This window comes from Shewanella hafniensis (assembly GCF_019655335.1).
In the GTDB taxonomy this organism is placed as follows: Bacteria; Pseudomonadota; Gammaproteobacteria; order Enterobacterales; family Shewanellaceae; genus Shewanella; species Shewanella hafniensis.
Genome location: NZ_BPFD01000100.1, coordinates 1 through 14,066 on the forward strand (window position 1 = coordinate 1; position 14,066 = coordinate 14,066).

Below are 14,066 nucleotides of genomic sequence, written 5' to 3' on the forward strand. Positions count from 1 at the left end.
GCGATTATGTTCATCTGAAAAAATAGGATGTACTTTAGGTAAATATTCAAAAATCTTTATTTTTTCAGGGTATTTCTCTTTTAATTCATTTAATATTTCAGCAGTGTTATCTGTACAATCATTATAACAGGCAACAATCTCATCATAATAAAGTAAATGAGACTCAATACTAAGCCTTAAAAATTCTGCACCATTTTTTATACGAAGAATGGCACTTATACCTGGTAATCTTGGTTTATCCAAACTAGTCAAATCGACGATAAAGTCACAATAATCACACACATTTTCATTAACACTCATAACTTGAGAGCCTCTAAATTCTTTAAAAAGAATAAATTTAAGATTTTCCCTTACAACTTAATCCACTGTTCTAACTGCTTTATCACAAGCTCAAGTCCATCCAATTTAGAATCTTTATTTAAACTTGTTGCCAATCGCATAATACCATCGGAAGATAATAACTGCTTAATATTACCATTAAGCGTATCAAGCTCAATCTCACAGCCAAAAGCAACATTTGCAGATATACATTTTTCAATCCTTGGCGGCTGATCCTTCGATACAGGAACTGCTAATGTTGGTTTGTGCAGCGCTATCGCTTGTAATAAAGTATCTCCACCGCTCAATACGACAGCCTTAGCCGCGGCCAAAATATTAATAAACTGCTGATTATTCAATTGAGGAATAACAACTACCCCCTCAAGCTCAGGCAGAGGATTTGGATAATTCGGGCCGAAAACCATGACACTTGTTATGCCAGATGCTTTATAGCTTTCATGAGCGGCCTGAGCAAAAATATCTGCGGCTAATTCGCCATTTACCTTGTGCCCACCAGAACCCGCATTAAATAATACAAACTCATTTTGCGTTAGCTGATATTGCGCTAATAATGCCGCTTGAGTGCTTGCATCGGGTTGAGTAAAGACTGGACCTATATTAAAAGGCGCGGGTTTATTAATGAGTTTCAGCTTCAGGCGATCTAACCAACTGATAGGACCGATCACAAATTCTGGTTGCACGACCCAATGACAATCCGTCACTAAAGCGCGGCCAATTTTCATTCCACGGCTACGCTTACGCTTGTGCTGGCTGAGAAATATGACCTTAGCGCCGAGTTTATGGGCATGGACTAACTGTGATTTACGCCCAGAAGCATCGAACAATACTATATCGGGCAGGTAATCAGACATGATTTGATTCACCGCTTTGACTTGTTTAGTCGGCGTATCTTTGAGTAATTCAGCAGGATAAGGGCATTGAGCTGCATAGGGTGCTTGTTCACTTAAAATAAACTTGATCTCGGCATTCGGCCAAGTTCTTTTCACCTCATCGGCAATGATCATTGAGCGCATATACTCACCTATGCCCTCTGCCGATGAGACTGGGATAAACAAGAACTTAGGGGCTTTTTGAGGAGCCATAATTAACCTTTAATCCAAATAAATTTATTCTGAAGTTTTAGTGTCATGCGCCACCTCATCAAACTTCTCAATCACAGCTTCAACACTAATCAATGACATTAGATGCTCGCCTTTAGCGCGAGTTCCCCACGTAATTTGTCCACTATGCTGCAACCTCATGGCCTCATCATAGGCACTCACCACATATTGCTGAGATAGATAAGGACCTGTGCGCCCAGGATTTGAATGGGCATATAAACCAATGACTGGCGTGCCTTGGGTCACCGCCATATGCGCAGGACCGGTATCTGGCGCTAACACTAAACTGGCGCGTTTTAGCAGTGCTAAGAGTTGAGTCAGACTGGTTTTGCCCACTAAATTATCGATTTTAGAAGGACAAGCCTGCAAAATTTGCTCGGCTAAATCCTTCTCAAGTTGAGTTGGACCACCGCACAGCATGACTCTAAATCCTTGCGCAATCGCATGGCTCGCGACGGCGGCATAACGCTCTGGTAACCAGTTACGTTCAGCCTTACTGGCTGCGGCGCAAATGATAAAGACTTTTTCATTGTCTTTAATCTGCGTCTGGGCAAATTCAGTATCCGCAATTGGCACAGGAATATGCCATTGAGGAGTAAGATCCTTAACGCCAATAGCCTTAGCGAATCCCATAAACCCTTCGAGCACATGGGGCTTGGCCAAGGGCTCCACCCTGTAATTTGTCACTAGCCACTGACCTTCTTTAGCGCGGGCACGATCGAAACCTATGCGCACCTTTGCCGAAATGGCTAATGAAGCCAAGGTAGCACGTAGCGCAACCTGCATATGCAGCAGCACGTCAAAACGTCGGCCTTTTAACGCCTTACGCAAATTAAAATAGCTGCGCCATCCTTGAGATTTATCGAAAATAACAAACTCAATGCCGGGTAAATGCTTCAACAATTGATATTCGAGTTTACCGATCACCCATGTGATTTTGAGCTCGGGGTATTGCCGCTGAATCGCCTGCACCATTGCCACGGCATGACAGACGTCACCGATAGCGGATAAGCGAAGCAAACAAAGGGAATTCATGGTATTGGGATTTAAACTCATTGGGATTGAAGCTAAAAGCTCTTAAGGTTATTTGGCGCAAGCTAAGGATCTTAATGTAGAATGGCCCTAGGTGCCACGCTTAAGTCAACAAATCTCCCATGAATGCTCAGATTCAGCTCATAAAAACCGCCCAAGGTCACATGGCAGTTTGCCAAAATACGCCAACAGATATCGCTCCAGCTTGGTTTGCGGTGGATTTTTGGCGAGCTAAAAATGCTGTTGTCGGTTCATCAAAAGGCCGCTACACCACTTGGTTTGTGGCATTTGAGCACAGTCATTGGGTGTTACGTCATTATTGGCGTGGCGGCTTAATGGAGAAATTCAGCAAAGACGCTTACGTTTATACTGGCCTCGAAAATACCCGCGCCATGGGTGAGTTACGCTTATTAAACATTTTGTATCACGAAAATTTTGCCGTACCTAAGCCGATTGCCGCCAACATAGTACGCGATGGATTATTTTACCGCGCCGATATCATTATCGAACGGGTCGAAGGCGCCGAAGATTTAGTCGCTAAACTCGGCAAAGGGATAATGAGCACTGAGCAATGGCAGGCGTTGGGAGCAACTATCGCCCAATTCCACCAGCGCGGTGTGTACCACGCCGATCTCAATGCCAAAAATATTCTGTTCCAGCCTGCGCAAACAGCACCCATAACGGCAGAACGCTTTTATCTTATCGATTTCGACCGCGGTGAGTTAAAAACACCGAGCCCGCAATGGCAGCAATCGAATCTAGACAGACTGTTTCGCTCTTTCAATAAAGAACAAGGCAAACTGCCAAACCTTGCCTTCACTGCCGATAACTGGTCATCACTGCTGCTGGGCTACCAAGCGGCGATGCAAAGCGCCTGAACCACTAAATAAATTATCTTGTTGAATTAATTGATTAATGATTGCGCGAGAAGAAATTGTCGTTGCAAGGCACCGCGATTTGCCTCAACCACTGCCAATCCCGCGCTTGCTGCCAGCTGGCGTAACTCAGGTTTAGCAAAATAGGCAATCAAGTTAGCGGCCAGTTCATCCGCCGAAGCGACAACCCTTAACCCACCAGCATCCGCCAACATCTGCGTAATCTGGGCAAAGTCCCAATGGTTCGGCCCCACCATAACAGGTACGCCCATAGCAGCAGGCTCCAAGGGATTATGGCCACCATTATTGATCAGCGTGCCACCGACAAAGGCTTGGTCCGCCGCGCCGTAAAAAGTCAGAAGTTCACCCATGGTATCGCCCACCAGCACTTGAGTCGTTGCCGTCACAGGAAGATTACTGCTGCGACGAATTAATTCAAAACCTTGGCTGGCAACAACCTCAGCAACGGCAGAAAACTGCTCAGGATGACGCGGTGCAATAATCAGCAAGGCATCGGGCCACCGAGCCAATAATTGCCTATGGGCAGTGAGCATGGCGTCAAATTCTCCAGGATGCACACTGCCTGCAACCCAAATCGGCGAGGTTTCACGCCCCCAAGCCTGACGCAACTGCTTGGCACTGGCTAAACGCTCGGGCGTAATACTGAGATCAAATTTCAAGCTACCGCATACTGTCACTCTGTCCGGCGATACACCTAACTCGATAAAACGCTGCGCTTCCACCTGAGTCTGCACCGCAATAACATCGAGTCGTTGCAACATAGGTCGACTGAGTTTAGGACGCTTAGCATATTGCGCCGCCGACTTGGCCGATAAGCGAGCATTCGCTAACATCAAGCGCACACCGCGTTTAGCAGCAACAGCAACTAAGTTAGGCCACAGTTCGGTTTCCATAATGATGCAAGATTTAGGTGAGACTTGGCGCAAGAAACGCCGCACGCACCAAGGTAAGTCAAAGGGCAAATAACAATGTTGCACTGAGTCACCAAAGGCTTTGCGCACCTGCGCAGATCCTGTTGGACTGGTTGTGGTAACCGTAATACTTAGCTCAGGGTGTGATTGCATAATCAAACGGATCAAAGGGATTGCCGCGAGCGTTTCGCCCATAGACACAGAATGGATCAGTAAATCCGTCGATTTAAGTTGGGTTAATCCAAAACGCTCCCCCCAACGACCACGGTAATCGGGACTTTTGATAGCACGAAATGCTAAATAGACGATTAGCAAAGGGGATAATAAATATAAGATCGTGGAATAGAGAAAACGATTCATTAAAAACGTGCTTATGAGTTTTGCCTGTTGAATGGCGGCAATGTTAGCATATGCACCAAATTAGGGATAATTTACCAGCAGTATGGCGGTCGTTGGTTAACTCTATCTATGATGTGGCGTTCACTAGCAATTTGGATAACTTATGAAAACCCGCGACAAAATAATCTATGCCAGTCTTGAACTGTTCAACGAGCATGGCGAAAGAAACATCACCACCAATCACATTGCCGCTCACTTAAATATGAGTCCCGGGAATCTTTATTACCATTTTCGCAATAAAGAAGACATTATCCGCTGTATTTTCAGTCTATATGAGAATCATCTCGAATCGGGTTTCCAACCCTATGAAGATAAGCAAGTGGATGTAGAACTGTTAATCGGCTACTTCGATGCTATGTTCTATACCTTGTGGCAATTCCGTTTTATGTACGCCAATCTTGCGGATATTCTCGCCCGCGATGAAGAACTAAAAAAACGCTATTTGCACGCACAGCAGCAAGTCTTAACGCGTTCAAGCCACGTGCTGCATAAACTCACACAAGATGGATTTCTGTGTGTCGATGCTGACAAAATCACGCCACTGGCAGATACCATCAAGATGATCGTCAGCTTTTGGATTGGTTACCAACTCACGCAATCCAGCACATCGACCATCACTAAAGCGACACTTTATGAAGGCGTTTTAAGGGTGCTGATGATTTTCAAAGCCTATGCAACCCCGACATCCGTCGCGACTTTTACTCGCCTAGAGCAACATTACCACGCGCTAGCGAGTCAAGAATCTCTATAACGTCATCCCAAACGCCTATGTTGGGAACTCGCATTCGGAACTAAACTCAAAGCAATTATAGTACTGAGTGCGAGCTCGTTTTTCGCTCTACATCTCTTAAAAGAAGACTCAGCCAAACAGTGGCAAACTTATGTTGCACATTAGTTTTTATAATGTAAAAACCACTTTAGCCCTAAACTCGTTTATCTTGCGAACCTGCATGAAAAAAAGGCTGTAGGCCGATTGGGTTTAGAGTTAGAATGCCGCCACTCCCAAAATCAGAATAAAGTTAACTAAGGAGATATCAGGTGGCCTCTACCTCATTCTACGCACAGATTAATCAACAGCTTGCAGACATCAAAGCCGAAGGCTTATATAAAAGCGAGCGTGTTATTGCCTCACCGCAACAGACTGCCATTCAAGTTAATCAGCAAGAAGTTGTTAACTTTTGCGCGAATAATTACTTAGGCTTAGCGAATCACCCTGAGCTAATTAAAGCCGCCCAACAGGGCTTAGACAGTCACGGCTTTGGTATGGCGTCGGTGCGCTTTATTTGCGGCACCCAAGATATCCATAAAAAGCTAGAAGCTAGCCTGAGCGAATTCCTCGGCACTGAAGACACCATTCTTTATTCTTCATGTTTTGATGCTAACGCCGGTTTATTCGAAACCTTGTTAGATGCAGAAGACGCGATTATTTCCGATGCGCTAAACCATGCTTCTATCATCGACGGTGTACGTTTATGTAAAGCCAAGCGTTTCCGCTATGCCAACAACGACATGGCCGATTTAGAAACTCAGTTGATCGCCGCGAAAGAAGCGGGCGCCCGTAACATCTTGATCGCCACCGACGGCGTATTTTCGATGGACGGCGTGATTGCTAATCTGCAAGGCGTATGTGATTTAGCCGATAAATACGGCGCACTGGTCATGGTCGATGACTCTCACGCGGTAGGCTTTATCGGCGCAAACGGCCGTGGCACCCACGAATATTGCAATGTGATGGACAGAGTCGACATCATCACAGGCACCTTAGGCAAAGCACTCGGCGGCGCATCGGGCGGTTTCACTTCGGGTAAAAAAGAAGTTATCGACTGGTTACGCCAGCGTTCACGTCCTTACCTGTTCTCTAACTCATTAGCGCCGTCAATCGTGACTGCATCTATCCATGTATTAGAAATGCTCAAATCAGGCCAAGCCCTGCGCGAAGCCGTATGGGAAAACAGCCGTTATTTCCGTGAGCAAATGTCAGCAGCTGGCTTTACCTTAGGTGGCGCCGACCACGCGATTATCCCAGTGATGATTGGCGATGCGAAACTAGCAGGCGACTTTGCTAACCGCTTATTAGCAGAACATATTTATGTTATTGGCTTCTCGTTCCCAGTAGTTCCTAAGGGACAAGCCCGTATCCGTACGCAAATGTCAGCGGCACATACCCGTGAGCAACTCGACAAAGCGATTACCGCCTTTACCCGTATTGCCAAAGAAATGGGCATTATTTAACCCCTATTTAGGACTTGAGACAATGAAAGCACTAAGCAAGTTAAAAGCCGAAAAAGGTATTTGGTTAGTCGATGCGCCTAAGCCAGTAATGGGCCACAACGATCTGCTGATCAAAATTAAAAAAACGGCGATTTGTGGCACCGACATGCACATCTACAACTGGGACGAATGGTCGCAAAAAACCATTCCCGTTCCTATGGTTGTTGGCCATGAATATGTAGGTGAAGTGGTTGATATCGGCCAAGAAGTTCGCGGTTTTAAGATTGGCGACCGCGTATCAGGCGAAGGCCATATCACCTGCGGCCACTGCCGTAACTGCCGCGCTGGCCGCACCCATTTATGCCGCAACACCTCTGGTGTCGGTGTAAACCGTGAAGGATCATTTGCGGAATACTTAGTGATCCCTGCCTTTAACGCCTTTAAAATCCCTGATGACATCAGCGATGATTTAGCCTCAATCTTCGACCCATTCGGTAACGCCGTTCACACAGCGTTGTCCTTCGATTTAGTCGGCGAAGACGTGTTGATCACAGGCGCAGGCCCCATCGGCATTATGGCTGCGGCCGTATGTCGTCACGTAGGTGCGCGCCATGTGGTGATCACCGACGTCAACGAATACCGCTTAGAGCTGGCCCGTAAAATGGGTGCCACTCGCGCAGTCAATGTGTCTAAAGAAAGCCTGAAAGACGTGATGAAGGAACTGGGCATGACCGAAGGTTTTGACGTCGGTTTAGAAATGTCTGGCGTACCATCGGCCTTCCACGCCATGTTAGATACCATGAACCACGGCGGCAAAGTCGCTATGCTGGGTATTCCTGGTGGCGAAATGGCGATTGATTGGAGCAAAGTGATCTTCAAAGGTTTGATCATTAAAGGCATCTACGGCCGCGAAATGTTCGAAACTTGGTACAAGATGGCGAGCCTCATCCAATCTGGCTTAGATATTTCGCCTATCATCACTCACCACTTCAAGATTGATGATTTCCAACAAGGTTTCGACGCTATGGGCTCGGGCCAATCAGGTAAAGTAATCCTCAGCTGGGATTAATCCTGCAGAGCATTACTTATACCCAAACGACCTGAAGATGCAGGATTCGTATCTTCAGATAGCTTGGGTATCGATGGGGCTGTACACTCGCAGCCCCTTGTTGCACACTTATCCCATCTTGATTTCCATCCCTTAGCTTTGTCAGGTTTTATTATGTCTTCCTTTAAACACTTAAGCGTTAATCAATTGCTGCAAATGACCGAAGCACAGCCAGTGCAAATCGTCGATATCCGCGATGGCAATAGCTTCACCAACGGCCATATTGCAGGTGCAACTAACCTGAATAACGAAAACCTCGCGCAATTTATTAGCCAAGCCGATATGGATAGCCCACTGGTGGTGGTTTGTTACCACGGCATGAGCAGCCAAAATGCGGCGCAATATTTATGCGAACAAGGTTTTGATGACGTTTACAGTCTAGACGGCGGCTATAGCGCTTGGCATGAGGCGAATGCATGATAGAAATTGGCCGACTCCCCAACAGTAGAGCCGCGCAGGCATTTGTCGATTACCTCAAAGGTGAACACATTGACTGCCAAATTGAGCCGCTGGTGCAAGGTGTCGCCATTCTCGTCATCCATGACAAAGATGTGGAGCAAGCACGTAAAGAGTTTGCCCATTTCATGGCTCATCCCTACGACAGTAAATATCTACAAGCCTCGTGGGAACACGGCGATACCCAAACTAAGATAGATTACGGCGCGCCTTCACTACAGTTGATTACCCAATTCATTACCGGCGCAGGCCCAGTCACACTCATCATATTTGCAGTTTGTGTACTCATTTTTGCAGCGATGAACTTAGGGTTCGCCAACCAAACCTACGCAGCACTGTCCTATTTTGGCGCGGTACCAAATTCAGAGTTCAGCCAGTTCTGGCGTGTTTTTACCCCGAGCCTGCTGCATTTTTCAGCCATGCACGTCATTTTTAACTTGCTCTGGTGGTGGTATTTAGGCGGTAAAATCGAAACCCGTATCGGCACAGCGCCATTGCTAATCTTGCTGTTTGTGGCGGGCACACTGCCAAACGTCATCCAATATTATGTCGGTGGGCCGAACTTCGGCGGGCTGTCTGGCGTTGTGTATGCCGTGGTGGGCTACACTTGGATCATGGGGATACGTAAACCTGTGGCAGGTATAGGCTTACCGCCATCATATATGGCCTTTATGATGATTTGGTTGGCATTGGGATTCACGGATATTCTAGGGGTTGCCGTTGCGAACGGTGCCCACATTGGTGGCTTACTCATAGGGTTAGCCCAAGGTTTATTCGATAGCCGCAAGTCCTCGAGCTCAATCTAATTCCGTGAACCAAGATAAATCCTGAAGAACGCATGGGGATTTATCTTGGTTCAATGACGCGCTCTTACACTTCTGCAAACCTAACGCGCGTCAGTCATCTCCAGTACCTTAGCAACCAGCTTCTCGATGCCTGAATGCGCTTCAGCAATGCTTCCAGCCAACATATAAGCGGGAGTGCTGACAATCCGATTGGCTTCATCCACGACGATCTCATGCACAGTGGCGACTTGATGCTCACCGCCCATCAAATTAAACGCCGCGGCAGTATCGCTATCATTACCGATAGTGCCTTTTACACCATGGGGATATAAACGCGGGATCATCATAGGGGCGATACAGATAAAGCCAACGGGCTTTTTCACCAAAATGAACTCATTAATAAAATCAGTGACCAGCGGGTTCACTTCACACTCGCTGCCGTTCGTCGCAAAATTACACAGATTTTTTGCCGCACCAAAACCACCGGGAATGATCAAGGCATCAAATTCAGTGATCGCTAATTCCATTGTCGATTTAACTTCACCACGGGCGATACGCGCCGACTCCACCAGCACATTACGACTTGCAGCAGCATCGACCTCGCCAGTGAGGTGATCGACCACATGCATCTGTTTGATATCAGGTGCAAAACATTGGTAATGAACCCCAGCTTTAGATAAACATAAAAGCGTTAAAACCGATTCATGGATCTCTGTTCCATCGAAAACACCGCACCCACTCAGTAACACTGCGACTTTTTTCATTAAAAATATCCTTCTTATGTCATTAAGTTTTAACAAACCATAAACAAACTGGTTGATCTGATTAAAAATCGTGCTAACTTAATTCGTCGAATCTGACGAGTGCCGAAAATTAAGCCAATCCTTAGATGTATTTTACGGAGTCAATAAAAAATCCACAAATTGGGAAGATTTTTTAAGAAACAGTATTAAACTCACACAAATCTTTTATAAATATAAAAAACAACAACTTAAAAATATCGCACTAAGCCGTAATCATCGTCATTATTCTCAGTTGACTTTTTCACTCACAGACTTATCCACAGGCTGGAAGTCATTTTGCCGTGGCTGAAATAGCGCTTATGTGGCATGCTTAGCGCCATCTAAGTCATCGATAAACGAAAAATACTTATGCCAACCGTCGCTAAAAACCCACTTGTGCTTGTGGATGGATCTTCTTATTTATATCGCGCTTATTATGCGCCTCCTCACCTGACAAACTCAAAGGGCGAAGCAACCGGTGCCGTTTATGGCGTAGTGAATATGTTACGCAGCTTGCTGACTCGCTATCAGCCAAGCCATATCGCAGTCGTGTTCGATGCCAAGGGCAAAACCTTCCGCAATGACATGTACAGCGAGTACAAAGCACAGCGCCCACCTATGCCTGATGACCTACGTTCGCAAATCGAACCTTTACATCGCATTATTCGCGCACTGGGTTTACCACTGATTTCGATATCCGGCGTCGAAGCCGATGACGTGATCGGCACTATTGCTCGCCAAGCCAGTTTAGAAAACCGTGCCGTGCTTATCAGCACTGGCGATAAAGACATGGCGCAGTTAGTCGATGAGAACGTCACGCTCATCAACACTATGACTGACACCATAATGGGCCCAGAAGAAGTCACCAGTAAATTCGGTGTCGGTCCAGACCGTATCATAGATTTACTCGCGCTGATGGGCGACAAGGCCGACAACATTCCCGGCTTACCCGGCGTTGGTGAGAAAACGGCGCTCGCTATGCTCACAGGAGCCGGCAGCGTAAGTAACTTATTAGCTGAACCCGAAAAAGTCGCCGAGCTCGGCTTTAGGGGTTCTAAAACCATGGCGGCGAAGATCATTGAAAATGCTGACATGCTCAAGCTTTCTTACGAACTCGCCACCATCAAAACCGATGTCGAACTTGAGCAAGACTGGCACGAACTCACCATCAAGCCTGCGGACAAAGATGAACTGATCAAATGCTACGGTGAGATGGAGTTTAAGCGTTGGTTAGCCGAAGTCTTAGATAATAAAATCACTGCAAATACCCCAATTGATGCGGCAGCCGAGACACAGGAAGACTCGACTCCAGTCGAAGCGATAGAAACACAGTACGACTGCATTCTTACGGAAGCCGAATTAGACACTTGGATTGCTAAGCTTAAACAAGCCAACTTGATGGCGGTCGATACAGAGACCACCAGCTTAGATTACATGGTAGCGGAATTAGTCGGGATCTCCTTCGCCGTTGAGGCAGGAAAAGCCGCTTATCTGCCTTTGACCCATGATTATGTTGGCGCGCCGACTCAAATCGATAAAACCGTCGCGCTAGAAAAACTACGCCCACTGCTTGAAGATCCAAAACTTAAGAAAGTCGGTCAAAATCTTAAGTACGACATCAGTATCTTAGCCAATGCGGGTATCAAACTGCAGGGCGTCGCTTTCGACACTATGCTCGAATCCTATGTCTTCAACTCAGTGGCTTCGCGCCATGATATGGATGGCTTAGCGCTCAAGTACTTAGGCCATAAAAATATCAGTTTTGAAGAAATTGCTGGCAAAGGTGCAAAACAGCTGACCTTCAACCAAATTCCACTGGAAACGGCTGCGCCTTATGCGGCCGAAGATGCCGACATCACCCTGCGTTTACACCAACATTTGTGGCCAAGACTCGAGAAAGAAGCCGAACTTGCCGCTATGTTTACCGAGGTCGAATTGCCGCTGATCCAAGTATTGTCAGATATTGAACGCCAAGGGGTATTAATCGACAGTATGTTACTCGGCCAGCAAAGCGACGAGCTGGCGCGTAAAATCGATACCTTAGAAGAAAAAGCCTACGACATTGCCGGTGAGAAATTTAACCTTGGTTCGCCTAAGCAACTGCAAGTACTGTTTTTTGAAAAGCTAGGTTACCCGATCACCAAAAAGACTCCCAAGGGTGCACCATCAACCGCGGAAGAAGTGCTAGTTGAATTGGCGTTAGATTTCCCTCTACCAAAGGTGATCCTCGAACATCGCAGCCTATCTAAATTAAAGAGCACTTATACAGATAAACTGCCACTGATGGTTAACGCTAAAACGGGTCGCGTACACACTAGCTATCATCAAGCTAATGCTGCGACGGGGCGCTTATCATCGAGCGAGCCTAACCTGCAAAATATTCCTATCCGCACCGAGGAAGGCCGTCGCATACGCCAAGCCTTCATCGCCCCCGCAGGTCGTAAAATTTTGGCCGCCGACTACTCACAAATCGAACTGCGGATCATGGCGCATTTATCCCAAGATGCAGGCTTACTCAAAGCTTTCGCCGAGGGTAAAGACATTCATAGAGCGACGGCTGCCGAAGTGTTTGGTACTGACTTTGAGGACGTGACCACAGAACAGCGTCGCCGCGCCAAAGCGGTTAACTTCGGCTTAATTTACGGCATGTCAGCCTTTGGCTTAGCACGTCAGCTCGATATCCCACGCCACGAAGCACAAACCTATATCGACACTTATTTTGCCCGTTATCCTGGCGTATTACGTTATATGGAAGAAACGCGTGCGGGAGCTGCTGACTTAGGTTATGTGTCGACTCTGTTTGGTCGTCGCCTCTACTTGCCCGAAATCCGTGATCGTAATGCGATGCGCCGCCAAGGTGCTGAACGTGCTGCGATTAACGCGCCAATGCAAGGCACGGCTGCCGACATCATCAAAAAGGCCATGATCAATATTGCCCAGTGGATCAAGACAGAAACCCAAGGCGAAATCACTATGATCATGCAGGTTCACGATGAATTGGTGTTTGAAGTCGATGCAGATAAAGCAGAAGCGCTTAAAAAGACAATCTGCACCTTGATGGCACAAGCGGCTAATCTCGATGTAGAACTGCTTGCCGAAGCGGGTATTGGTGATAACTGGGATGAAGCTCACTAATCTTTATAATATCCTGAACAGCACTATCAATATGATTTAACAGCAAATAAAGCTAACCTGAATTCAATATTTTAAGCTCAGGTTAGCTCTCTCCCGTCTTAAGCATCTCTAAGCACATCAATACTGAGTCCCTTTCATCACTGTGCGAAAATTATCTTTTCACAATACAAATCAGATCCTTAAGTTAGGCAAAACTGCATCGGCAGCACAATGTATGACTCTCAACGAAGCAATCTCGACTCCGCACGTATTAGACCATCAAGTTCGGCGCAACTTAACAGACGACACAAACCATGACTCACAACTAAACATTCCTTACCCCCACAAACACTAGAGCCTTAAGTACGATGCAACTTCATCGGCAGCAACATGCATAACTCACTACCAAACAATCTTTACCTGATTCATTTAGCAGTAGAGCTCATCGATACACTGCCGCAGCAGATGGAGACTCAAGGGTGTGATTACACGAATCTAAACGGCGTTAAAGCCAGCCATATATGCTCAAAAGTGTCATAACGGTTGTTCTCTCACGCGTACACTAAAACATTAAGCCGGATTTAGAGTAAAAACATTAAATCTCAAATATTGATCTCTTTTGTATATAAATTTCGGATTACCCCTCTAAATCAGCCGATTAAGCATTTTTAATGAAATTTTAAGATCAATTTAAGATGCTTTTTCACTCACAACCTGAGATCAAGCGCACATAATTACCTCTTTTTTGAAAAAACTGTTTTCCATTTAAAGATAAATGGAGTAACATTCTCTGCGTAGGGTACAGAGGTTAAGATGTTCTATCTTTCAGACCTTTATTTCACTTATAGTGATGAGCCAAATTCTGGCGCCTCAGCAACTTGTTTGCTGAGGCTTTTTTTTGCTCTTTTTTCAAACTTAAAGTAAATTTTAGAG

General features: G+C 46.1%; 11 protein-coding genes and 1 pseudogene. 7 read left to right on the forward strand and 5 right to left on the reverse strand.

All coding sequences use genetic code 11. The annotated features are described in order from the left end of the window. The 3 genes and pseudogenes from K5Q99_RS19650 to K5Q99_RS19660 all read right to left on the reverse strand — a co-directional run. Nucleotides 1-300, reverse strand: a pseudogene (locus K5Q99_RS19650) (hypothetical protein); the annotation flags it as partial. Nucleotides 301-350: 50 nt separating this feature from the next. Beyond that, a complete protein-coding gene (locus tag K5Q99_RS19655) occupies nt 351-1,421 on the reverse strand; it encodes a glycosyltransferase family protein (RefSeq protein WP_220777876.1) in 1,071 nt (356 codons plus the stop codon). Nucleotides 1,422-1,445: 24 nt separating this feature from the next. After that, on the reverse strand, nt 1,446-2,495 hold the full coding sequence (locus tag K5Q99_RS19660; protein WP_220777877.1) for a glycosyltransferase family 9 protein: 1,050 nt from the start codon (nt 2,493-2,495) through the stop codon (nt 1,446-1,448). 98 nt (nt 2,496-2,593) lie between these two features. On the opposite strand from K5Q99_RS19660, the gene K5Q99_RS19665 reads away from it, so the two are divergent. Next, nucleotides 2,594-3,349, forward strand: coding sequence for a 3-deoxy-D-manno-octulosonic acid kinase (locus K5Q99_RS19665; RefSeq protein ID WP_220777878.1), 756 nt, complete (start codon nt 2,594-2,596; stop codon nt 3,347-3,349). A gap of 26 nt (nt 3,350-3,375) precedes the next feature. Here K5Q99_RS19665 and waaA read toward each other — a convergent pair whose 3' ends face one another. Then, a complete protein-coding gene (gene waaA / locus K5Q99_RS19670) occupies nt 3,376-4,638 on the reverse strand; it encodes a lipid IV(A) 3-deoxy-D-manno-octulosonic acid transferase (RefSeq protein ID WP_220777879.1) in 1,263 nt (420 codons plus the stop codon). Between the two features lie 142 nt (nt 4,639-4,780). Between waaA and K5Q99_RS19675 the strand changes: the two genes are divergently transcribed. The 5 genes from K5Q99_RS19675 (at nt 4,781) to glpG (ending at nt 9,258) form a co-directional block, all read left to right on the forward strand. Next, nucleotides 4,781-5,428 carry a TetR/AcrR family transcriptional regulator gene (locus tag K5Q99_RS19675; RefSeq protein WP_113940155.1) on the forward strand — a complete coding sequence of 216 codons (648 nt, stop codon included), beginning with the start codon at nt 4,781-4,783 and terminating at the stop codon, nt 5,426-5,428. A gap of 287 nt (nt 5,429-5,715) precedes the next feature. Further along, nucleotides 5,716-6,909, forward strand: coding sequence for a glycine C-acetyltransferase (locus K5Q99_RS19680; protein ID WP_106648829.1), 1,194 nt, complete (start codon nt 5,716-5,718; stop codon nt 6,907-6,909). 22 nt (nt 6,910-6,931) lie between these two features. Next, entirely contained in the window at nt 6,932-7,957 is a 1,026-nt protein-coding gene (gene tdh, locus K5Q99_RS19685; protein ID WP_220777880.1) for an L-threonine 3-dehydrogenase, read from the forward strand. Between the two features lie 153 nt (nt 7,958-8,110). Further along, on the forward strand, nt 8,111-8,416 hold the full coding sequence (gene glpE, locus K5Q99_RS19690; protein WP_006084745.1) for a thiosulfate sulfurtransferase GlpE: 306 nt from the start codon (nt 8,111-8,113) through the stop codon (nt 8,414-8,416). Then, nucleotides 8,413-9,258 (forward strand): rhomboid family intramembrane serine protease GlpG, encoded by an 846-nt coding sequence (gene glpG, locus K5Q99_RS19695; protein ID WP_106648827.1) that lies wholly within the window; start codon nt 8,413-8,415, stop codon nt 9,256-9,258. The genes glpE and glpG overlap by 4 nt, the downstream gene beginning before the upstream one ends. A gap of 80 nt (nt 9,259-9,338) precedes the next feature. Here the strand turns inward: glpG and elbB are convergent, their stop codons facing one another. Continuing rightward, nucleotides 9,339-10,001 (reverse strand): isoprenoid biosynthesis glyoxalase ElbB, encoded by a 663-nt coding sequence (elbB, locus tag K5Q99_RS19700; protein ID WP_220777881.1) that lies wholly within the window; start codon nt 9,999-10,001, stop codon nt 9,339-9,341. Between the two features lie 387 nt (nt 10,002-10,388). Between elbB and polA the strand changes: the two genes are divergently transcribed. After that, nucleotides 10,389-13,154 (forward strand): DNA polymerase I, encoded by a 2,766-nt coding sequence (gene polA / locus K5Q99_RS19705; protein ID WP_220777882.1) that lies wholly within the window; start codon nt 10,389-10,391, stop codon nt 13,152-13,154. Nucleotides 13,155-14,066 lie beyond the last annotated feature (912 nt).